Source organism: Streptomyces sp. a15, from assembly GCF_059026085.1.
This window is the reverse complement of record NZ_JBWLKM010000072.1, coordinates 19,674-41,401: the sequence shown is the minus strand read 5'-3', so window position 1 is coordinate 41,401 and position 21,728 is coordinate 19,674. Positions and strand designations below refer to the sequence as shown.

The 21,728-nt window shown below is 72.6% G+C and carries 14 protein-coding genes; 2 read left to right on the top strand and 12 right to left on the bottom strand.

From position 1 onward, the window contains the following. Positions 1-355 precede the first annotated feature (355 nt). Positions 356-4,231 (top strand): Pls/PosA family non-ribosomal peptide synthetase, encoded by a 3,876-nt coding sequence (locus AC5P09_RS40720; RefSeq protein ID WP_493878742.1) that lies wholly within the window; start codon positions 356-358, stop codon positions 4,229-4,231. 171 nt (positions 4,232-4,402) lie between these two features. Next, positions 4,403-5,746, top strand: a complete 1,344-nt coding sequence (locus tag AC5P09_RS40715; RefSeq protein WP_493878741.1) for a M1 family metallopeptidase — start codon at positions 4,403-4,405, stop codon at positions 5,744-5,746. A gap of 16 nt (positions 5,747-5,762) precedes the next feature. Here AC5P09_RS40715 and AC5P09_RS40710 read toward each other — a convergent pair whose 3' ends face one another. From AC5P09_RS40710 to AC5P09_RS40655, 12 genes are all read right to left on the bottom strand, one after another. Further along, positions 5,763-6,644 (bottom strand): peptidoglycan-binding protein, encoded by an 882-nt coding sequence (locus tag AC5P09_RS40710; protein WP_493878740.1) that lies wholly within the window; start codon positions 6,642-6,644, stop codon positions 5,763-5,765. Then, positions 6,644-8,194, bottom strand: coding sequence for a DUF6519 domain-containing protein (locus AC5P09_RS40705; RefSeq protein ID WP_493878739.1), 1,551 nt, complete (start codon positions 8,192-8,194; stop codon positions 6,644-6,646). The genes AC5P09_RS40710 and AC5P09_RS40705 overlap by 1 nt, the downstream gene beginning before the upstream one ends. 50 nt (positions 8,195-8,244) lie before the next feature. Beyond that, positions 8,245-10,431: a hypothetical protein gene (locus AC5P09_RS40700; protein WP_493878738.1), complete on the bottom strand. Its 2,187-nt coding sequence runs from the start codon at positions 10,429-10,431 to the stop codon at positions 8,245-8,247. After that, entirely contained in the window at positions 10,431-14,288 is a 3,858-nt protein-coding gene (locus AC5P09_RS40695) for a putative baseplate assembly protein (protein WP_493878737.1), read from the bottom strand. Before AC5P09_RS40695 ends, AC5P09_RS40700 begins: the two co-directional genes overlap by 1 nt. Beyond that, a complete protein-coding gene (locus AC5P09_RS40690; RefSeq protein ID WP_493878736.1) occupies positions 14,285-17,416 on the bottom strand; it encodes a putative baseplate assembly protein in 3,132 nt (1,043 codons plus the stop codon). Before AC5P09_RS40690 ends, AC5P09_RS40695 begins: the two co-directional genes overlap by 4 nt. Beyond that, entirely contained in the window at positions 17,413-17,814 is a 402-nt protein-coding gene (locus tag AC5P09_RS40685) for a GPW/gp25 family protein (protein WP_493878735.1), read from the bottom strand. The genes AC5P09_RS40690 and AC5P09_RS40685 overlap by 4 nt, the downstream gene beginning before the upstream one ends. Then, positions 17,811-18,146, bottom strand: a complete 336-nt coding sequence (locus AC5P09_RS40680) for a hypothetical protein (RefSeq protein WP_411151431.1) — start codon at positions 18,144-18,146, stop codon at positions 17,811-17,813. The genes AC5P09_RS40685 and AC5P09_RS40680 overlap by 4 nt, the downstream gene beginning before the upstream one ends. A gap of 76 nt (positions 18,147-18,222) precedes the next feature. Beyond that, positions 18,223-18,759, bottom strand: a complete 537-nt coding sequence (locus tag AC5P09_RS40675; protein ID WP_307673645.1) for a phage baseplate assembly protein V — start codon at positions 18,757-18,759, stop codon at positions 18,223-18,225. A 44-nt stretch (positions 18,760-18,803) separates the two neighbouring features. Next, positions 18,804-19,943, bottom strand: a complete 1,140-nt coding sequence (locus tag AC5P09_RS40670) for a hypothetical protein (protein WP_493878734.1) — start codon at positions 19,941-19,943, stop codon at positions 18,804-18,806. Further along, the gene (locus AC5P09_RS40665; RefSeq protein ID WP_493878733.1) at positions 19,936-20,316 is read right to left on the bottom strand and encodes a LysM peptidoglycan-binding domain-containing protein; all 381 of its coding nucleotides are present in this window, start codon (positions 20,314-20,316) and stop codon (positions 19,936-19,938) included. Before AC5P09_RS40665 ends, AC5P09_RS40670 begins: the two co-directional genes overlap by 8 nt. 10 nt (positions 20,317-20,326) lie before the next feature. Then, positions 20,327-21,013 (bottom strand): hypothetical protein, encoded by a 687-nt coding sequence (locus tag AC5P09_RS40660; protein ID WP_493878732.1) that lies wholly within the window; start codon positions 21,011-21,013, stop codon positions 20,327-20,329. A 43-nt stretch (positions 21,014-21,056) separates the two neighbouring features. Beyond that, a complete protein-coding gene (locus AC5P09_RS40655) occupies positions 21,057-21,719 on the bottom strand; it encodes a hypothetical protein (protein WP_493878731.1) in 663 nt (220 codons plus the stop codon). Between the last annotated feature and the right edge of the window lie 9 nt (positions 21,720-21,728).

The window sequence follows — 21,728 nt, the reverse complement described above, 5'->3', positions numbered from 1 at the left end:
GCGGAATGGCAGACGCGCTAGCTTGAGGTGCTAGTGCCCTTTATCGGGCGTGGGGGTTCAAGTCCCCCCTCGGACACTTGAGATGAGCGAGGGCCGCGATCACTGGATCGCGGCCCTCGCTCGTTGTGTGGGCCATCTCTCCCCGGCCTGAAGATCACCAGGTCAACGCCCCTGCGCAGGGCGCGTGCAGGCCCTCGAAAGGCCGTCCCCAGTGGCCGGACAAGGGGCCCGAGCCTAGCGTCGTACTAAAATTTCCGGCTTGTTACGGAACGGAGCTGGAAACGGACAACCCCAGGCAGACCTGCGGGCCCCGCCAGCGCCCCGGAGGCTTCCGGGATCGAGACGCGAGGGCCCGATGGCAGCGATACACGAGAGCAGTGCTCTCGGCCTGCTCGACGAAGAGCTCCGAGAACGGTTCGGCGACACGGCACGCTTCTCCGGGGGACCGGCGGCCTCGCCGCGCACCCTCGTCGACATCTTCGACGCGTCGGTGCGGTCGTATCCCGACGAACTCGCCCTGGACGACGGCACGACGGGGCTGACCTACCGGGAGCTGGCCGCCACGGTGGAGGACCTGCGGCGCGCGCTGGCCGGTGCCGGGGTCGGGCTCGGGGACCGGGTGGGGGTCCGGGTGCCGTCCGGCACCAATGAGCTGTACGTCGCGATTCTCGCCGTACTGGCTGCCGGGGCCGCCTATGTGCCGGTGGACGCCGAGGACCCGGACGAGCGGGCCGAGTTGGTGTTCGGGGAGGCGGAGGTGCGGGCCGTCGTCGGGGCCGGGCACGAGCTCACCGCGTTCTCGCGCAGCGACCTCCCCGCGGCGCGGCCCGGCACGGAGCACGACGCCTGGATCATCTTCACCTCCGGATCCACCGGGAAGCCCAAGGGCGTCGCCGTCAGCCATCGCAGTGCCGCCGCGTTCGTGGACGCCGAGGCGGCGCTGTTCCTCACGGAGGATCCGATCGGGCCCGGGGACCGGGTCATGGCGGGTCTGTCGGTCGCGTTCGACGCGTCCTGCGAGGAGATGTGGCTGGCCTGGCGGTACGGGGCATGCCTCGTGCCGGTGCCGCGCTCGCAGGTCAGGAGCGGTGCCGATCTCGGGCCCTGGCTGGCCGATCAGGAGATCAGCGCGGTGTCGACCGTGCCGACGCTGGCCTCGCTGTGGGAGCCCGAGCACCTGAACGACGTACGGCTGCTGATCTTCGGCGGTGAGGCCTGCCCGCCCGAGCTGGTGCAGCGGCTGGTGACGGAGGGGCGCGAGGTCTGGAACACGTACGGGCCGACCGAGGCGACCGTCGTGGCCTGTGCGTCGCTGATGAGCGGCGAGGAGCCGATCCGGATCGGGCTGCCGTTGGACGGCTGGGAGCTGGCCGTCGTGGACGAGGCCGGGGAGCCCGTGCCGATGGGCGGCACCGGGCAGCTGGTGATCGGCGGGGTCGGGCTCGCGCGGTATCTCGACGCCGAGAAGGACGCGGAGAAGTACGCGCCGCTGGAGTCCCTCGGGTGGGAGCGGGCGTACCGCAGCGGTGACCTCGTCAAGGCGGAGCCTCAGGGGCTGGTCTTCCTCGGGCGGGCCGACGAGCAGATCAAGCTCGGCGGACGGCGCATCGAGCTCGGTGAGGTGGACGCGGCGCTCCAGGCCTTGCCCGGCGTGGCGGGGGCCGCGGCCGCGGTACGCACCGCCCGCAGCGGCAACCAGCTCCTCGTCGGGTATGTCGTCACCCAGGACGGCTGGGACCACGCGGCGGCCGTCGAAAAGCTGCGGGCCGAACTGCCGGCCGCGCTCGTCCCGCTGCTCGCACCGGTCGACGACCTGCCGACCCGGACGAGCGGCAAGGTGGACCGGGGCGCCCTCCCCTGGCCGCTGGAGGGGCTGACGACCGGTGGTCCGGCCGAGCAGCTGTACGGCACCGAGGCCTGGCTCGCCGAGCAGTGGAGCGGGGTTCTCGGCATCCCCGTGTCGAGTGCGCGGGACGACTTCTTCGCGATCGGCGGCAGCAGCCTCGCCGCCGCCCAGCTGACCACACGGCTGCGTACCCGCTACCCGAGCGCGGCCGTCCTCGACATCTACCAGCAGCCCGTGCTGCGCAAGCTAGCGCGGCACCTGGAGGAGTCCTCGCAGGACGACGGTGCCGAGCGGACCGTCGCTCCGGTTCCGGTACGCGCCCAGGCGGTCCAACTCCTGGTGCTGCTCCCCCTGTTCACGCTGCTCGGACTGCGCTGGAGTGTGGCGCTGGCCGCGCTCGGGAACGTGCTGCCCGCCTACTCCTGGCTGCCGACCGCGCCTTGGTGGGCCGTCGGGGCCGGGGCGCTGCTGTTCTTCAGCCCGCCGGGGCGGCTCGCGATCGCCGCGGGCGGGGCGCGGCTGCTGCTGCGCGGTGTGCAGCCGGGGCGGTACGCGCGCGGTGGCAGCGTGCATCTGCGGCTGTGGACCGCCGAGCGGCTGGCCGAGTTCAGCGGGGCGACCTCGCTGACCGGGTCGTGGCTGGAGCGGTACGCGCGGGCGCTGGGCGCCAAGGTCGGTCCCGAGGTGGACCTGCACTCGCTGCCGCCGGTCACCGGCATGCTCAAGCTGGGCCGGGGCGCGGCCGTGGAGTCCGAGGTGGACCTGTCCGGCTGGTGGCTGGACGGCGACCGGCTGGAGATCGGCGCGGTCAGGGTCGGCGGGCACGCCGTCGTCGGCACGCGCAGCATTCTCTTCCCGGGCGCCCGGGTCGGCAAGCGGGCCGAGGTGGCACCCGGTTCGGCCGTCACCGGTCAGATCCCGACCGGGCAGCGCTGGGCGGGCGCGCCCGCGGTCAAGCTCGGCAAGGCCAAGCGGAACTGGCCGAAGGAACGGCCGGTGCGCGGCACGTACTGGCGTGTCATGTACGGCATGGCGGGCTTCGCGCTGACGCTGCTGCCGGTGCTGGCGGGCGTGGCGGCGCTGCTGGTGGCGCGCGTGTTCGTGGAATCCGGCACCGGGCTCGGCGAGGCGCTCCAGGGTGCCGCGCTCGCCCTCGTCCCGGCGACGCTGGCCTTCGGGCTGGCGTACGCGCTGCTGCTCCTGATCGCCGTACGACTGCTCAGCCTGGGCCTGCGGGAGGGCACGCACCCCACGCACAGCCGGATCGGCTGGCAGGCGTGGACGGTCACGCAGCTGATGGACCGCTCGCGGGAGACGCTGTTCCCGCTGTACGCCGGGCTGGTCACGCCGGTGTGGCTGCGGCTGCTCGGGATGCGGATCGGGCGGGGCGCCGAGGTGTCGACCGTGCTCGCGCTGCCGAGCCTGACGACGGTCGGCGAGGGCGCGTTCCTGGCGGACGACACGCTGACCGCGCCGTACGAGCTCGGCGGTGGCTGGATGCGGATCGGGCGGGCGGAGATCGGGCGGCGGGCCTTCCTCGGGAACTCGGGGATGACCGGGCCGGGGCGGTCGGTGCCGGACGGCGGGCTGGTGGGTGTGCTGTCGGCGACGCCGAAGAAGGCGAAGAAGGGCAGCTCCTATCTGGGGCTGCCGCCGGTGAAGCTGCCGCGCGCGGCGGCCGGCGGTGACCAGAGCCGGACGTACGATCCGCCGGCGCGGCTGCTGTGGGCGCGCGGCCTGGTGGAGCTGTGCCGGATCGTGCCGGTGTTCTGCTCGGCGGGGATCGCCGTGCTGACGGTGGCGGCGCTGTGCGCGCTGGGTTCGCTGGGTGTGTGGGCGCCGCTGCTGTCGGGGCTCGTGCTGCTCGGGGCCGGGGTCGCGGCGGGGCTGCTGTCCATCGTGGCCAAGTGGGTGCTCGTGGGGCGGCACCGCAGCGGGGAGCATCCGCTGTGGAGCGGGTTCGTGTGGCGCAACGAGCTGGCGGACACCTTCGTCGAGGTGGTGGCCGTGCCGTGGCTGGCCGGTTCGGTGCCGGGTACGCCGGTGATGACGGCGTGGCTGCGCGGGCTGGGTGCGAAGATCGGGCGGGGTGTGTGGGTGGAGAGCTACTGGCTGCCCGAGACCGACCTGGTGACGCTGGGGGACGCGGCGACGGTGAACCGGGGCTGTGTGCTCCAGACGCACCTCTTCCACGACCGGATCTTGCGGACGGATACTGTGGTCCTCCGTGAGGGCGCGACGCTGGGTCCTGGCGGAATCGTCCTGCCCGGCAGCACGGTCGGCGCCCGTACCACTCTGGGTCCGGCGTCGCTGGTGATGGCGGCGGAGTCCGTTCCCGACGACACCCGCTGGCTGGGCAATCCGATCGAGTCATGGCGCTCCTGAAAGCGCTGCGCGGCTCGTTCGGGTCGGGTCCGGGGCCTGTCCGGCGGATCAGGTCGCAGGAAATCGGCGGCGCCTGATGCCCCCCGCGTCTGCGGCATGATCCGCCGGACAGGCCCACAGGACGGTGCACCGGCACGACGTTCGAGCACAGCGCAGGGAGCAGACGCAGCAGTGACCGTTCAGCAGGCAGTGGGTCCGGACCCGTACTTTCCGGCCAACGGCGATCCCCGTTACCGGGTGCACCGCTACGAGCTCGCGCTGGACTACCGCCCGGGTCCCAACCGGCTGTCCGGGACGGCCCGGATCAACGGCATAGCGGGACGGTCGCCGCTCGCGGAGTTCGTGCTGAATCTCGCCGACTTCAAGATCGGCCGGGTCCGGGTGGACGGGCGGCAGCCGCACTACACGCACCGGGGCGGGCGGCTGCGGGTCCGGCCCGCGAAGCCGATCCGCGCCGGGGCCGCCTTCACGGTCGAGGTGGACTGGTCGGGCAACCCCAAGCCGGTCACCAGCCCCTGGGGCGGGCTCGGCTGGGAGGAGCTGGAGGACGGGGCGCTGGTGGCGAGCCAGCCGGTCGGGGCACCGTCCTGGTACCCGTGCAACGACCGGCCCGCCGACAAGGCGTCGTACCAGATCTCGATCACCACGCCGTCGGCGTACTCGGTGGTGGCCGGCGGGCGCCTGCTGACCCGGACCACGAAGGCGTCGACGACGACCTGGGTGTACGAGCAGTCCGCGCCGACGTCCAGCTATCTGGTCGGGCTGTCGATCGGCAAGTACCAGACGGTGCTGCTGGGTGATCCGGGGCTGGGCGGTGTGCCGCAGCACGGGCACATTCCGGCGCACCTGCTTGCGGAGTTCTCGCGGGACTTCGCGCGGCAGCCGCAGATGATGCATGTCTTCCAACAGCTCTTCGGGCCCTACCCGTTCGGCGAGTACGCCGTCGTGGTGACCGAGGAGGAGCTCGATGTCCCCGTCGAGGCACAGGGGTTGTCGCTGTTCGGCGCCAACCACGTGGACGGGGCGCGGGGTTCGGAGCGGCTGGTCGCGCACGAGCTGGCGCACCAGTGGTTCGGCAACAGCGTGTCCATCGCCGACTGGCGGCACATCTGGCTGAACGAGGGCTTCGCGAAGTACGCGGAGTGGCTGTGGTCGGAGCGGTCGGGCGGGCGCCCGGCCCATCGGCACGCCGCCGCCGCACACCGGTTGCTGTCCTCCCTCCCCCAGGACCTCCGGCTGGCCGACCCGGGCCGCAAGTCGATGTTCGACGACCGGCTCTACGAACGCGGCGGGCTGACCCTGCACGCGGTGCGGTGCGCGATGGGCGACGACGCCTTCTTCCGGATGCTGCGCGGCTGGGCCGGGCTGCACCGGGGCGGGTCGGTGAGCACGACGACGTTCACGGCGCATGTGGCGCGGTTCGCGGCCGAGCCGCTGGACGAGGTGTTCCAGGCGTGGGTGTACGACACGGCGCTGCCGCCCCTGCCCACGGCCGACACGCGGATGGCCGGGTAGGAGCGGCAGCGCGGGGTCAGGAGCCCGGGACCCTCAGCTTGTCCCAGCTGACCTTGCCCGGGATGCCGTCGGCGTCCTTGCCCTTGAAGTGGAGCTTGTGCTGCCAGGCCTGGTAGGAGCGCCGGTCGGCCTCGGTCCACTCGGGGCCGGGGCCCTCGTCGTAGCGGCCGCAGCCCTCGGCGACCAGGCGGCGGCCCATCGCCGTGATGACCGGGGACTTCTGCCCGACGTGGAAGAAGCCGCTGCCCGGGAACGGCTCGTACGACGGCTTCGACGGCGTGGGCTTGGGGTCGGGGGGCTGTGCCTTGCCGCCCAGCCGGTCGGCTATGCGCTTTCGCATGCCGTCCATCGTGAAGCCGCGCGGGTCCGTCTTGCCGGGCCGCCACTCCTTGTGGCCGATGACGGACCGCTCGCTCCAGCCGTGGTGGCGGCAGATCGCGGCGGCCACCTTCTCGATGGCCTCCTTCTGGACCTCGGGCCAGGGGTCCTTGCCGTCGCCGAGGTTGACGCACTCGAAGCCGTAGAAGTGCCGGTTGCCGTCGGTGTCGGCCTCGTTGTCGGGCGGCAGCTTCGCCTCGTTGACCACGGCGCGCAGGACATCGCTGTCACCGAGCCCGGCGTGGTTGGCGCGGCCGTTGCCGACGAGGTGGATGTGGCCCTTCTTGTCGATGACGCCGTGACACAGGGGGCCGGGCAGGCCGGAGTAGCCGTTGTAACAGATGTTCACGGAGGCGTCGGTGCCGGAGGTGACGGTGTGGTGGATCATCACGCCGTTCACCGGGCCCCAGGGTCCCTTGGTGTTGCGGTTGTGGGAGCGCCAGTTGCGCACCTCGTGGACCGTCAGGCCCTCGGCGCGCAGGATCTCCACCATCTTGGACGCGCTGATCGGCTTGGCCATCACTCGTCTCCTTCCGCGGCCGCCTCGGCCTCGGCTGTGGTCTGCGACCGGCCGCCCGAGGGGTCGGTCTCCGCCTCCAGTTCCTGTCGGCGGGCCTGTTCCTCCGCCGCGAGCGTCGCCTCGTCCGCCGCCGGGATGCTGCTGGCCAGCGGGGCGAAGGCGAGCCGCAGGTCGACGGCACCGGCCTCGCCCTTGACCAGGGCGAGCGGGGCGAAGTGGCGGGCGATGCCGACCGATGCCTGGAGCAGCGGACGGCGGGCCGGGTCGGCCGGCCACTCGACGCTGCCGGTGGCGGTACGGGCGGGGATGCCCCAGTGGTCGCCGGTGCGGTAGGTGCCGCCCTTGGCGAAGTAGACCTCGACGCCGTCCTCCAAGGGGAGCCACTCGCCCTCCTCGACCTTCAGCGCGCCACCTTGCAGGGCGGCGGTACGGCCCTTGCGCTTCGGTCCCTCGCGGTGGTCCCAGCGGCGCAGGAAGGGGTTGAGGTGGGGCAGCCGGCCGACGCCCGGCTCCGACTCGGCGGACAGCCGGACCCGGCGGCCGGGCAGGTCCAGTTCCTCGACGCGCAGCAGGGGCAGCGCCTCCAGGCGGGAGGCGTAGGCGGTGTCGGTGAACTCGACGAGGTCACCGACGTCCAGGTCCAGCTTGTCGTCGTGGCCGAGCGAGGCCAACTGCACCCAGGTGCCGTCGAGTTCGTCGACCGGGAAGACCACGGAGCCGTTCTCGCGGGACCACTTGAAGGTGGCCTCCCCGGCCTCGCCGCCGGCGTGGACCTCGACGCGGTAGAGCTGGTTCTCCGGGCCGCGGTAGCGGGCGTCGGGCTTGACCAGGCACGGGTCCTCGTCGGCGTGGTCGGGCCGTTCGCTGCGGGCGGCGAGGCGGGCGGAGGGCGCAGACTGGCCCTTGGCCCACTTGTCGAAGGCGGCGCGGACGACCTCCTTCGACGGGTCGGTCTCCTCGATCGCCAACTCCGCCAGCGACAGCGGCAGTACCTGCCATACGACCTTGACGCGGGCGGCCGTGTCGGGCATCGCCGCGCCGAGGGCGACCTCGCGCAGCGCCGGGTCCTCGGCGGCGGTCACCGACCGCTCCCACACCTTGAGGTAGACGAGGAACGGCGACTGCGCGGGCGAGGGCAGCCGGTCGCCGGGCTTCTCCGGGTCGCGGTGCCCGTCGGGCTGGTCCCAGTAGGTCCAGTACGCGGGCGGGGCCGCGGTGTCCTGCTCCTCGGCGTCCTCGTCGGGGACGGGCGTGCCGGGGGCCGGCCGGTCGGCGTCGAGGAGGATGCCGTCGACGTAGTAGCGGCCGCCGTGGATGTGGAGCGTGTCGATGTCGTGCCGGCCGCCCACGTACTCGATGCGGAAGCCCGGCGCGTCGCGCGGCCCGCCGTGCCGGCCGATGAGGTCCGCGGCGAGGGTGCGGGACTGGTGGAGCTGGATCGCGGTCTGCTCGTTGGCGTCGGCGTCGAGCTGGACGCGGCCCTGCTGGGCGATGACCGCGGTGTAGTGCCGCTCCGGGCGGAACGTGGAGCGGGAGAGGTCAGCGTGCATGAAGGGGGTCCCCCTGGGTCGAGATGTGCGGGTTCACGGCTTGGTTGTGCTCACGTCACGAAGAAGATCCCGGCGTCCGTGCCCGCGGGCGTGTACTCCGCGAGCCGCGCCCGGAGGCCGTCCTCGCGCTGCGGCCGGTACAGGTCGTGGAAGGCGCCCAGCTCGGCGCCGTCGTCCGAGCCGCGCCGGATCTCCTCGGGACCGCGGTCGGCCAACTGCCCGTACCACGGGGTCCCGTAGCGCTCGGAGGTGAACAACGGGCGCACGCCAGTGGGGCATCGGTGCCTGCGGGGCGTGCGCGAGCCGGCGGGGACGTACGAGTACCGCAGGCAGCCGATGCCGCGCCGGGCCACGTGCAGTTTCCCGGTGAGGATCGAGTTCTCGGCGATCTGGACGGCGTGGGTGTGGATCTCGCCGATGACGGTCGTCCGGTGCAGGTGGAGCACGGCGTGGGCGTGGCGGCAGTCCGGTGCGGACAGGGCCTCGCGGTCGTGGCCGGTGGCGTCGAGGATGCTGTCCCTCAGGTGGATGTCGAGGGGGTCCTCGCTCACCTCGTCGCCGATGACCTCGACGGTGCCGAGGATGCTGTGCTCGACCTGGAGGCAGGCGGTGGTGCGTTCCAGGACGATGCTGGGCTCCTCCGGCGAGTGCGGTGCGCACTCGGGCTCCAGGGACCAGCCGGGCACGAGGGTGCTGTGGCGTACGACGACGGCGCCCATCGGGCCGGTGACGTTGATGCCGCGCCCGGCGACGAGGAGCCCGTCGAGGACGAGACGGGGCCGCTCGTGCGGGGCGCAGTCGTCGCTGACGGCACGGATGTTGAGGGCGTCCGGGCGGTTGCTGTACCAGTCGAGCAGGCGGATCACCGGCCGGGCGCCCTCGGCCGCCCGTACTTCCAGCCGGTCGCCGGGGTCGAGGTCGAAGTCCAGCTGCTCCTGGTAGGCGCCGCTGTGCGTGATCTCGATGATGCCCTCGGGCCCGGTCCGGTCGGCCCGGCGGTCGTGCTGCCAGGCCCGGTAGGCGTCCATGATCTGGCGGTACGGCTGTCCCGGTCCGACCCGGTAGAAGGCGGCGTCGATGGGGGTCCCCCCGCTCGAGCGAAGCCGAGAGTGGGGGAGGGCCACACGGTCGGGCCGCTCGTACTCGCCGCCGCCCAGGTCGGCGCCGAACGCGTAGTGATAGTCCGCCCATACGCCCTGCCGGGGCGCGGTCCGGGAGCCGAACGCGATCCGCCCGAGCTCGGGGTCGACGGCGACCTGCCCGCGCTTCGGCCGGTAGCGCCAGTCGGACAGGTCGGCGACCACGATGTCGGACGGCGGTACGGGCTGGTCCTCGCCGTCGCGCCGGATGACCAGGCTCTTGCCGGGGCCGTAGTAGTCGGCGAGCCGGTCGTGGAGCAGGCGGCGGGTGATGAGGGCGGGCACGTTGTCGACGGTGGCGATGTGCGTGGGCGACGGCTCCGGGACCGGCTTGGTGGCCAGGGGGGTGTCGTTGCCGAGGATGGAGAAGGTGTAGAGGTTGCGGGCGCGGTCGATGCAGTACGCCGGGGACGCGGTCAGCGCGTACGGCTTGAGGCGCCAGACGAAGAGACCGACTCCGGCGGGGGTCCGGCCGCCTTGCCTTTTCGTCGAGTTGGACCGGCGCACATCCACCGTTCGGGCCGCCGTGTCGAAGGGGCCGCCCGCGAGGGCGAGCGCGGAGCCGTCCCGGAGGTCGGCGAGACGTCCCCTGCCCGTGTCCCGGTGGAGCTTCACCGGTTGGTTGTGGGCGACCAGTCGCGACAGCTCGACGGCCCGGGCCGGCCAGCCGGCCACCTGCTCGGAGATCTCCTCCAGGAGGTGCAGCGTGCCCTTGCGGCGGCGGTTGGCGACGGTGGCCGCCACGTCGGCGCGCGGGGCGATCGCCTCGGCCAGCGCGTCGCGGCCGCCGTCGTGCAGGCCCTCGGTGAGGACGCGCTCGTAGCCGGGCAGGGTGCGGTAGCCGACGAGGTCGCCGAGGTACGGCAGCACCCAGGGCGCGGCCGTCTCCACGAACAGGTCCTCGTAGCCCTGCTCGACGCCGTCGCGGACCCGGTCGAGCTGCTCGGCGATCACGGCGAGCAGCGCGCGCAGGGGTTCGCCCTCCTCGGCGTCGCGCAGGAGGTGCCAGCGGGGCAGCAGGGCGGCGAGGCCGTCGGGTTCCCGGGTCGTCGCCGGGGTTGCGGTGTCCAACTGGACATCCGCAGAGTTGGCAGCCATCACTTGACCTCCGTCAGAATCAGGGTGTCCGCGGCGCGCGGCGACAGCAGGGCCAGCTGGGCGGGGCGGATGCCACGGAAGACGAACACCGACCGGCCCTTGGGCAGGCGCCGGGTGTCGGTGATGTCGGGGTTGAGGCGCAGGAGTTCGGCGAGCGGGATGCCGTAGCGGGCGCAGACCTCCGTCAGCGTCTCGCCGTTCTCGGCGCGAACCGTGTGGACCTTCTCGTCGTACGTCGCCGGGTGCGCGGGGACGGATGCCCTGGGCGCGCCGGGGTCGGTGAGCAGGTCGGTCAGCTCCTGCGGAGTGGCGGACGCGGGGACACCCGTGAACACGTCCACGTCCACGTAGTCGACGCCGGGCACGGTGTGGGCCGCGGCCAGGAGTTCGGAGAGGCGGGCGGGCCGCGCCAGCTCCCGTCCCTCGTAGCCGAGCCGGCGCAGCAGAGCCTGGCGAAGGCGTGGCTCCACCGTCTCCCAGGCGTGGTCCGGGGCCACCTTCACCTTGGCGGCGACGAGCAGCAGGACCAGTTCGCGCGCGTCGACGCGGACGGGGAGGCCGGGGTCGCCGTACTCGGTGAGCGCTCCGCGCAGGGGGCGCAAGGTCTCCTCGCCGACCGGCACGTCGTCCGTGCCCGCGACGGTCACGTGCAGCACGCGCCGCCGGCCGTCGAAGAGCTCGCGCGCGGCGGCCCGGCCGATGCCGGCCCGGGAGCGGGCGAAGTCCTCGTAGTCGGACGGGGAGACGAGCCTGTCCAGGGCTGAGACCGCGAGGGGGATCGTACGGCGGGTCAGGCCGGGCCCGTCCGCGTCCGCGCCGCCGCCGGCCGGGCGGGGGTTGGTGACCGCGGTGACGCCCAGCGGGCGGGTGAGCGGCTGGCTGATCCGGTCGGCGGGGACGTTGGCGGCCCTGCCGGTGCCGAAGCGGTAGCGGGCGTGGACGTTGTCGTGGCCGGTGGGCAGCCGGGCGCCGTGGACGCCGTCGCCGAAGGTCACCGTCGTACGGCCGTCTGCGGTGGAGCCGGTGATGTAGACGCGCTCGCGCGGGCCGCGTCCGGCGAGGCTGTCGACCTCGTGCCACAGCACGCCGTCGACCCGGACCTCCAACACCGCTGTGGCACCGAGGGGGTTGTCGTCGGCGAGCCAGGTGAGCGGCGACTGCCAGAGCGCGAAGGTCTGATTGACCCGGTCCGAGTCGCCGCTGCCGATCGCCTCGCCCCGGCTCTCGCCGTGGGTGGCCTCGACGACGTTGCCGAGGATGCGGACGGTCTCGCGGCGGTAGCGGTGGGCGAGGTCGGTGGTCAGGGTGAGCCGGGTGTGCACGCGGTCGCCGGGCAGCTGGGGGTCGACGGCCGGGTCGGCGGCGGCGATCGTGACGACCTCGGTGGCGGCGATGGCCCCCGGGATGTCACTGCGCTCACCGGTGACGACGAGCGTGCGTCCGGGGCCCAACCCGTCGTGCAGCTCGGCGAGTTCGATCTCGTTGCCGTGGACGTCCTCGCCGAGGGGCTCGTCGGCGAGGCGCAGCGGCTCGCCCGCCGCGTGCACGGTGGTGTCGCGGATGTGCGACAGCAACACGTCGAACTCGTCCAGCCAGGGGTCGGCGAGGGTGAGTTCGGTGCCGCGGCCGGTGATGCCGTAGTTGGTGTACGCCGCCGTGCGCGCGGCCACGACCTGCGTGGTGACGAAGGCGAGCTTGGCGTCGCCGGGTACACCGTCCTGGGCGCCCTTGGCGGGGCGCCGGACCGCGACCCAGCTGCCGACCGTGATCCCGTCGTGCACGGTGTCGAGTTGCAGCACGGTGCGGTTGACGGGCTGCGGCTTGCTGGCGATGACGATCTCGACATGGGGTTCGGCGCTGCCCACCGTGTACCTGAGGCTCACCTCGTAGTCGCCGTGGGTGAACTGCTCCGAGGCGCCCGGCCGCAGGGCGATCTGCTGCGCCGTACCGTTGTGGACGCCCACCTGGACCAGGCCGTCGTCGCCGGGCCGCGACACGAACAGGGTGCGCTCGGGCAGACCCGAGTGGAGGCGGGCGGTGACGCCGGGCTCCTGGGAGTCGGCCGGGCGGCGGTTCAGCCAGCTCAGCTCGCGGTCCTGGCCGGAGCGTACGGACAGGTCGACCTGGCCCGTGCCCAGCGGGAAGGTGGCGAACTGCGGGACGGGCAGGTTCTCGGCGCGCTGGTCGGAGCTGCTGCCCTCGACGTACTGGAACTCCGCCCGGACCGGGACCTTGCCGCCGGTGTCGTACACCACCCGCATACTCACCAGCACCGCGCCAGTGAGCGGCCAGTCCGCGGTGCGGATGACCCGGCCCCGGTTGTCCTGGACCGGCTTGAGCGGGGCCGTGGCGCCGAAGGGGGCCGCGGTGACCCGCATCGCGAGCAGTTCGCGCAGCAGCTGCGGGGCGCCGGGGGCGGCGACCGTGCGCCAGGCGGGGTAGAGGCTGCCGAGGGTGGGGTTGAGGGCGGCGAGGAGGCGGGCGGGGTCGGTGGCGGGGCGTTCCGAGCCGGTAGCCGAGGCGGGGGCCGCGGTTCGCAGAGCGGGGAGGACAGCGGCCAGAGCCTGCAGAGCGGCGGCGCGCGAATCGCCGGGTAGGGGCGCGGGCCGTGTCGATATGCGGCTCCGCCGCGTGGGCGCGACCAGCCCCGACGCCGCCGCAGCCGCCTGACCACCCATCGCGGCACCCACCGTCTGCGCAGGCGCCAACTCGGATGCGCGCTCAGCGAGTTCGGCCAGCACAGCCTCCAACTGCTCGAACCAAGCGGCAACGTCCTCGTACGCCTCGGCCAGCACCTGCGCCTCGCCGAGGCGGGCGACGGGCTCCGCGAGCCGGGTCGCGAGCTCCTCGGGCGTCTTGATCCCGTCCAGATCCGTCCGCAGCGGGTCGAGGACCTGGTCGTCGATGTCGTCGACCAGCCGGCTCACCGGGCGCGGGTTGGGCACGGCAGGCGTCGACGGCTCGTCACCCGGTTCACCCGGCACCGCGGGCTCGGCAGTCCAGCGCCGTACCTCGTCGAGGAGTTCCTTCAGCGTCGGCGGGGCCGACTTCGGCAGGGAGATCGCCGTGATCTCGTCGTCGCGGTCGACCCGCGTCCTGGCGACCGGCAGCAACTTCCGCTCCCCGCCCGCCTGTTCACCGAAGACGAAGAGCAGCTGGTCCCCGGTCTGCAGGGAGTTGGCGGTCCCCTCCACGAAGAGTTCGGAGCGGCGCTCCAGATCCGCGGGGGTCACCAGGGAGGGCCGGCGCCGTCGTACCTTCAGCTCGTTCCAGTCCCAGCGGGCCGTCAGGTCGCGGCTCGTCTCGAAGGTCAGGGACTGCTCGTCGGCGGAGGCGGGCACGCTGTGGCTGCGCGCGCCGCGCGGGATCCGCACGGGCAGGGCCTCGGCGCGCGGGTCGCGTTCGAGGGTGTACGCCAGGTACGTGCTCGCGGCGACGCCCGGGCGCGGCCGGTGGCCGACGAGCCGGCCGAGCAGGACCAGCGAGCGGTGCTCGTTGGCCGTACGGATGTAGGCCTCGTCGGCGATCCGCTCGGAGTGGAAGGTCAGTAGGTCGCCGAGGACCGCGGTGGCGTCGAGCAGGCCGATCGCCGGGTCGTCCGGGGTGCGGACGGTCAGGCCTCCCCCAGCCTCCGGCCGGGGGGACCCCCATTTCGCTCCGCTCAAGGCCGGGTACGCGGGTGAGGCGAGCCGGTCCAGGAGGGCGGCCAGGAAGGAGCCGTACTCGCCGATGCGGTAGTCGAGGGCGGTGCGGCCGGGCGGGTTGTGCGGCGGGGCGGGCGCGAGGCGCTCGTCGTGGCCGCCGCGGCAGGCACCGCCGCAGGCGCACCCCTCGACGGTGGAGTCGATGGCCGTCATCGGGCACCTCCCAGGGATATCGCCAGCAGGCCGTTCTCCGGCCGGTCCGGGTCGTTGTCGCAGGTGGCGATCTCCAGCGGGCCGAGCCGCAGCACTCCGTCCTCCCTCTCTTCCCTGTCTCGTCGGGCTTCGTCGAACAGCCGCCGCAGCCGGGTCACCTGGACGCTCTCCACGCCCGGTACGGCCGCGGCGACGGCGACCAGGCGGCTGAGCCGCACGGGTTCGCCGAAGGTCAGCGCGTCCGGGTGGAAGAAGCCGTTGCGTCCGGTGCCCAGGACCCGGTACAGCTCGGCCAGGATCTGTCCGTGCTGGTGACCTGGCGCGGCGCACACGGTGAGCGCGATGTCCAGCGGTATCAGGCGGGCGGGGCCGACCACGAGGTCGTGGCCGATGCGCCGGTACGCCTCCAGGGACTGCTCGACCCGGGCGAGCAGCTCGGCCGACGGCTGTGCGCTGCCGTGCGCGTCGATCGCGATGTGGGCCTCCTGCGTGCTGCCGGTCCAGCGGATGTCGGCGGCCGCCCGCTGGACGCCCGGCAGCGCGGAGGCGAGGGCCGCGTAGTCCTTGGCGGTGACCGCGCGCAGCCGGGTGCGGCGCAGGTCGAGCGGGGCCAGCTGGCGTGCCTGCTCGACCGGTTCGGGCTCGGTGCCGCCGGTGGCGGGCAGCGGGTTGCGGACGACGGCGGCGGGCGGCTGTTCGCACTCGCTCTGGATGACCAGGTGGTTGACGGCCTCGGCGCCGACGTTGCCCGCGCTGCCGCCGCCGAGGCGGTAGCGCAGGGCGAGCCGGGACGCCGGTGCCGGCTTCGCGCCGTGCCGGCCGTCGCCGAAGCGCAGGGCGAGGCGGCCGTCGTCCTCCAGTTCGCCGACGAAGTGCCGGTCGCGGGAGGTGCTGTCGAGGAGGTCGCGGCGCGGCTCCCAGACCAGGTCGTCCTGGTGGAGCCGTACGGCGGGCAGCGCCCGGCGCGGGTCCTGGGTGAGCCCGGCGGATGCGGAGCCGCGGAGCACCGGCTCGTCGGGGTGCAGTCCGGCCGCGTACGCCGGGCCCCAGCTGTGGGCGATCTCCCAGGCGATGTGACCGTCGAGGACCGCGCCCGCGCGGGCCCGTGCGGTGAGGATCTCCACGCGGCGCAGCTTGCCGTCGAGCAACTGGTCGCTGCGGTGAAGGAGTTCACGCAGACCGCGCACCGGGTGGCGGCGCAGTTCGAGGCGCTCCAGGACCTTCAGGCCGTAGACGACGGCGAGTTCGGCGATCTCCTCCTCGCCGAGCCCGTCGCGGTCGCGGGCGCTGCGCCACAGGTCGACGAGCCGCTGCCGGACGCGCCCCGGGATCGCGGCGATCCGCTCGGCCTGTCCTGCGGCGACGACGGCCGGATCGGGGAACGGCACCGCCTGCACGACCGGCGAGCGGCCGAGGACAGGCCGGAAGCGGGGCCGGATCCCCGGGTAGACGGACTGCGCGAGCAGGGTCCGCAGGGCGGCCGCCTGGGCGTACGCCGTGCCGGGAACGACACTCCCCCAGCCTCCGGCCGGGGGTGCCCCCACGTGCCGCTGTCCGGCCAGCTCCAGGCCGAGTCCGGCGCGTACGGTCGCCGCCTCGCCCACGGTGGTGAACAGCTCGCGGACGTCGTCCGGTACGAGCGCCTCGCCCGACTCGGTCTTGTCCGTGAGGAAGCCGATGAGCCGGGCCGGCGCGTTGCCCTGCTCGCCGTCGTGGCAGCCGAAGGCGGGAGGGTCGCAAGGGGCGACGACGGCGGGCTCGGGCGGCACGGTGACCGTCTCGGGGAGCCCGGTGAGGGTGCGGCCGTGGTCGACGAGGACGACGTTCCCGCGGGCCAGCGTCACGTCCTCGACGGGCAGGCAGTCCCGTCCGCCGCGGGTGGTGAGGCAGAGCGGGAAGCGGAGCGCGTCCTCGGCGGCCCAGGTGATCTCGAGGACGGGCTGGTCCTCGATGCGGTCGAGGCCGGGGGTGACGGAGGTGAGGCGTACGGCCTGGCGGTGGGCGGGGCCGGCGTCGCCGGGGGTGCCGGTGCGCGGGCCCTTCACCTCCTCCAGGATCAGCAAGTCGCCCGGATTGAGAGTGAGTTGGCGGTCCCGGCAGGTCTCCGGGTCGTCCCACTCGTCGCGCAGGGTGGCGGAGGTGGACCCGGCGGGCAGGGTGCACACCTCGCCGCCCCAGGTCCACAGCCGGATGGCGTTGTGCGCGACCTTCAGCTCCAACGGGTCGGCGGCGACGACCGGTTCGAAGACCTCCACCGAGCCGCGCTCGTCGAGGTCGGCGAGGTCGTTCTCGTCGACGACCGTGCCGGGTTCGGGGCGGTCGTGCGGGTCGAGGCTGCGGACGTCGACGGAGGCGAAGCGGAAGGTGCCCGGGGCGAGCGTGTGGTCGCCTGCGGTCTCGACCGCGACGTACGCCCGCGCCGTGCAGCCGTCGTGCATCGCGTAGTCGATGAGCCGGACGTGCCGGCGTACGGAGACCCGGCGGCGCGCGGTGTCGAGGTAGGCCTCGGTGGCGACCGCGTCCTGCTGGTAGCTGATCTGGTCGCCGGTGTACGCGAGCAGCTCGACGAGGGTCGTGCCCAGGTCGGCCGGGTTGCGCTCGACCCAGTCGGGGGTGGTGAGCGCGAGCCGGTCCAGGAGCAGCTTGCGGATGGTGTCGTAGTCGCGGGCCGTGTAGTCGATGACCGGCGCGTCCGGGAAGTCCGGCTCCCTCTCGTGCTCGTCCTCGCAGTCGAAGGGCGTCGGGCAGTCGGGCCGGAAGGCGAAGGACGCGCTGTGGTAGCGCTGGTCGAAGCCGCGGAAGGGGGCGATGCCCGGGCGTCCGTACGGGTCGGTCTCGACGAGCGAGAGCCGGTAGCGGGAGGTGTCGCCGGCCCGGTCGAGGGTGACGTAGAGCCGGTCGTCGAGCTCCGGGTCCTCCTCGCGCTCGATGCTGACGTCGACGGCGGTGATGCCGGTGACGCGGCGGCCGCCGTCGACACGGATGTTCTCGGGGCCGAGGCCGTGCGGGGCCTTGCCGAGGAAGGTGACGGTGAGCAGCAGCCCGTCGTCACTCACCTCGACGGCGTCAACTCCGTTGAGTTGGGCGGCTCTTACTTTGGCCCAGCGAGAGGTCGTGGTGTTCGTCATGCGGCGGCCCGCCCTTCGAAGACGTCCTCGCGCACGGTGCCGGTGGCGCGGACGGCGTACGAAAGATGGACGCGTACGGCGTTGTCCGCGCTCTCGATATCGAGGGCGATCACCTCGATGAGGTCGCCGAGCCAGCGCTGCAGCGCCGCCTGGACGGAGAGTTCGAGCGTGCTGACGAGCTCGGGGCTGTTCGGGGCGAAGACCAGGTCGAGCAGTCCGCAGCCGAAGTCGGGACGCATCACACGCTCGCCGGGGCTGGTGAACAGCAGTTGTTCGACCAGGTCGTGGACGTGCTCGGCGTGGCCGGCGTGCGCTGTACGGCCCCGGCGGTCGGCGTGGAAGGGGAACGCGAGGTCGGAGCGTGGGCGGGTGCCACGCGCGCTCGGCTGGCGGCTCATCGGATGGTGACCTTTCGCTGTGCGGCCTGGACGACGGGCGGGCCCTGCGGCACGAAGGCCGCCGTGAGGCACTGGGCCGCTGAGGTGTCGAGCAGCACGGGTGCGCCGTCGACCGTGACGCCGGTGCCGTCGGCCGTCCAGCGGACCGAGACGCAGGGCGTGGGCACACCGCCGACGGTGTGGGGGCAGCCGGTGACGACGTAGCCGTGCGTGGCCGTGGCGACGGCGACCCCTTGGCTGAGCACACCGCCGGAGGGCGTGGTGGCGGCGGTGACACGGCCGCCGTGCGGGCAGCCGATCACGGCGCCGGCATCGAGCAGACTCCCGGGCAACTTCTTTTCTCCCCGTCTTCTTTCGCTCTGCTGTCGCGCGTCTGTCGCGCGCATCCATCGCTCGTCTATCGCGCGTCTATCGCTTCGAGAGCACGGTCAACTGGCCCTCGTTGATGGTCACTTCACGGCCGCGCAGGACGATCTCGGCGCCCGCGCCGGTCGCGATGACCACGGCTTCCTTGGTGATGCGGATGTAGGCGCCGCCCTGGGCCTGGAGCAGGATTCCCTGCTCGGCGCCGGCGGTGTCGTTCATGACGATCTTGTGCGCCTGCGGTGTCTGTACGACGACCGGCTTGTTCGGCGAGTTGGCCTGCAGCTCGCGACGCGCGTCGGGCGGCAGCTCCTCGGCGGCGCCGTACCAGCACCCCGTCCACACCGGGAAGCTCGGGTCCCCCTGCTCGAACTCCACCCAGACGCCCGCGCCGGGCGGCGGCACCACGAACTGCCCCGACTCGGGACCGGTGAACGGCAGGCAGGGCAGCGCCCAGGTCGACGGCTCGTCGCCGAGGACGTCCGGGACCTCGACGGTGACACGGCCGATGCGCAGCGGGTCGTCGTTGCTGACGACCCGGCCGCGGAACTTGCCGAGGTAGCGATTGCTGGGTGCCGCCATGCTGAACTGCTCCTGGTGATCGGTGAGTTGTCTCGTCGGCTGCGCTACGGCCGGACGTAGTCGCTGCGGGCTTCCAGGCCTTCCCTGGAGAGGGTGAAGTTCTGCTGGTACGAGCCCGGGCGCAGGTTGTGCGTGACGGACTTGACGTAGTAGTCGCCGTCGTACGCCCGTCCGGAACCGCGGACGCCGACGAGCTGGCGCGGCTGCAGGATGTAGCCGTGCCGGTTGACGTCGAGCGAGCCGGAGCCGGAGACGACGTCGGCGGAGACCGCGGCGCGGGCGAGAAGCTCGGCCTCGGCCTGCTCGCGCTGCTGCTTGGCGGTGCCGGACAGGGTCCTGCGCTTGAGGGCCGGGGTGGGCCGCCTGCCGAGGGGCGGGCGCAGGGGGCTGATCGGCGGTTGCGGGAGGAGGGTGGACTGCCGGGTGCCCGGGTCCTGCCAACGGGCCTGCGGCTCCTCCCTGGCCGTCCCGTCGTAGGCGAACGTCAGCTGGTCCACGGTCGTGTTGGCGTCCATGTTGACGTTGAGGGCGTGCTGGCGGATGCCGAGGCGGACCTCCGGGCCCCAACGGGCCGAGGACTGGCCGGGGTTGGGGCCGGGCTCCAGGTAGAACGTGTAGCCGTTGGCGCGGGCGAGCTCGGTGACGTACTGGAGGTCGGTGCCCGTCTGGTAGTGCACGCGGAGGTCCTGGTGCGGGGGCTGGGCGATCTTCTCGGTGTAGACGTCGGGCCGGATGCCGTAGTCGGAGTACCGGCGCAGGATGGCGAGGACCCGTTCCGACGGCGGCAGGTTGGGATAGCGGGCGGTGCGTTCCTCCAGGTCCATCAGGAGGGTGAGGTCCTCGCCGGTGACGGTGAGGGTGGAGTGGCCGGGCTGGTTGCTGGCGCCGACCTCGTGCCGGACGATCAGGCCGTCGAAGAGCACGTCGGGGGTGCCCTTGACCGCGACGGTCACGATGATCCGGGTCTTGGGATCGAAGAACCCCTCGGGCAGCAGCCGCCGGCTGATCATGCCGGTCTTGGTGAGGTCGAAGGCGAGCTGGAAGCCGCTGCGCTCCCCCGCCGTGGCGGTGATCTGGGCGGACAGCAGCGCCTCGGTGACCTCGGCGGGGACCGGCCGGGCGAGCTTGGGCCCCATGAGGAGCGTGATGTGGACGGGGCCCTGCCCGACGGGCAGATCAAACACGCCGGTCTCCCCTGCCGCCGGGGAAGCCACCGGTGAGCGGGATGTCGATGACGCGTCCGGCCTCGTCCGTCAGCTCCCGCGGATCGAGTACGGGGTTGGCGTCGGCGATCTGCCACCACTGGGCGACGTCGCCGAGGTAGCGCTGGGCGAGCAGGTCGGGGCGCTCGCCGCTGCCGACGACGTGGTCCTGGGTCTCCTGCTCCGCCGGCTGCTCCAGCGGAGGCAGCAACCGGCGCTTGGTGTACCGGACTTCGGTCCCGTCGGGCTGCCGGTGGATGCCGATCTCGGCGTCGTGGTAGCGGCTGGTGCGGGGGTAGGGGTGGGCGCCGGGGATGGCGTCGAGGGCGCTCTCGTAGGGCTCGATGTCGGCCATGGTGTGCTGTTCAGCCCCTTCCGATCACGGCGTTCGTTCCGGCGAGCCCGAGCGAGCCGAGGCTGCCGCCCCGGGCCGCCGCGGCGAGCCGCTCCTTCTGCGCGAGGTGCGCCATGTAGAGGTCGGCGCCGCGGTGTCCGGCGGGCAGGTCGCTGACGGTGAGGATCTTCATGCCGATGCTGAGCGAGGCCCGGATCGGGTTGAGGTTCACGTCGAACGCCGACTCGTTGACGGACAGTTCGGTCAGCCGGACCGGCATGACCCGCTTGCTGCCCCACGTGAACAGCGTCAACGGCATCTCGATGGGGCTGATCTCGATGGTCCCCTTCTGCGACAGCCGGCTCGCCGCGCGCAGTTGGGCGGTCGTCGGCTGCACGAGCATTTCAAGGGTCGCGAGCTGCGGGTGGATGCCGTCGGGCGCGGCGATCTCGAACTGGTCGGTGGCGTCGATCTCGGCGGTGAACTTCCAGGTCTCCTGGGCGGGACCCTTGAGGCGAAGCGCCTCGTTGCGGTCCCCGCTGCCGGTGCCGCCGCCTCCGGCGTCGCCGCTGTCGCCGGCCGATTGAGGGCTCACGCTGCGTTCGAGGGTGTCCGGGTTGAACTGCAGGACGATGATCCGCTGGGGGGTGCCGGTGTCGGGGTCGACTACGACTATTCCGGAGCGGATGGGTTTGGGGATGTCGGCGTAGCGGGTCAACGGACCTTACCTTTCAGAGACAGAGCAATTCCGGCGCCGCTGGCTATCGGAGCCGAGCAGCCAGGCGACGGCGGAGCGGCTTGTAGTCATGTCCGGGGAAGACGTCGGGAAACAGCGTAAGCATGTCGTTCAACTGCCGGCCGATCCCTTCGAAGTCGTCGCCCCGCAACGACACGTCCGTGAAGAGGTACTGCCAACCGAAGGTGCCTTTGGTCACCCGCAGCGTTTCCATGTATTCGCGGTAATCCAGGTCCAGCTTCCACACCCCCCGAGATCCGTGATCGAACCAGATCTCGGAGCTCGTTGTCGCACCAGGTTGTACGCGTACGGCCGCCAGGGTTCCCACTCCGCTGTCCGGCGTGCCGTCAATGGCCCGGAGCTGGTACTCGAGGTAGGGATCGGCGATGGGCGACTCCCTCCACCCCAGTTCGGGCGGGTCCTCCTCGATCTGCCGCTTGATGCTCGCGATGTAGAACTCCCCCGCAACATAGGCGTGTTCCTCGGTCGTACGCCAGGAACTGCCAATTCCACTGAATCGTGTGTACAGCTCGACGAAGGACTGGTCCAGGTGAATGTCATAATCGTCGGCGATCTCACTCATGGCTGTCGACGCGTCGCCCAGACTTTCGTCGATCGGAGTGTTGTACTCGTTGTGCACATGGATCGCCGGGGAGTTCCTCAACTCTGCGAGGACTTCCAGCCACATGTTTTCGTG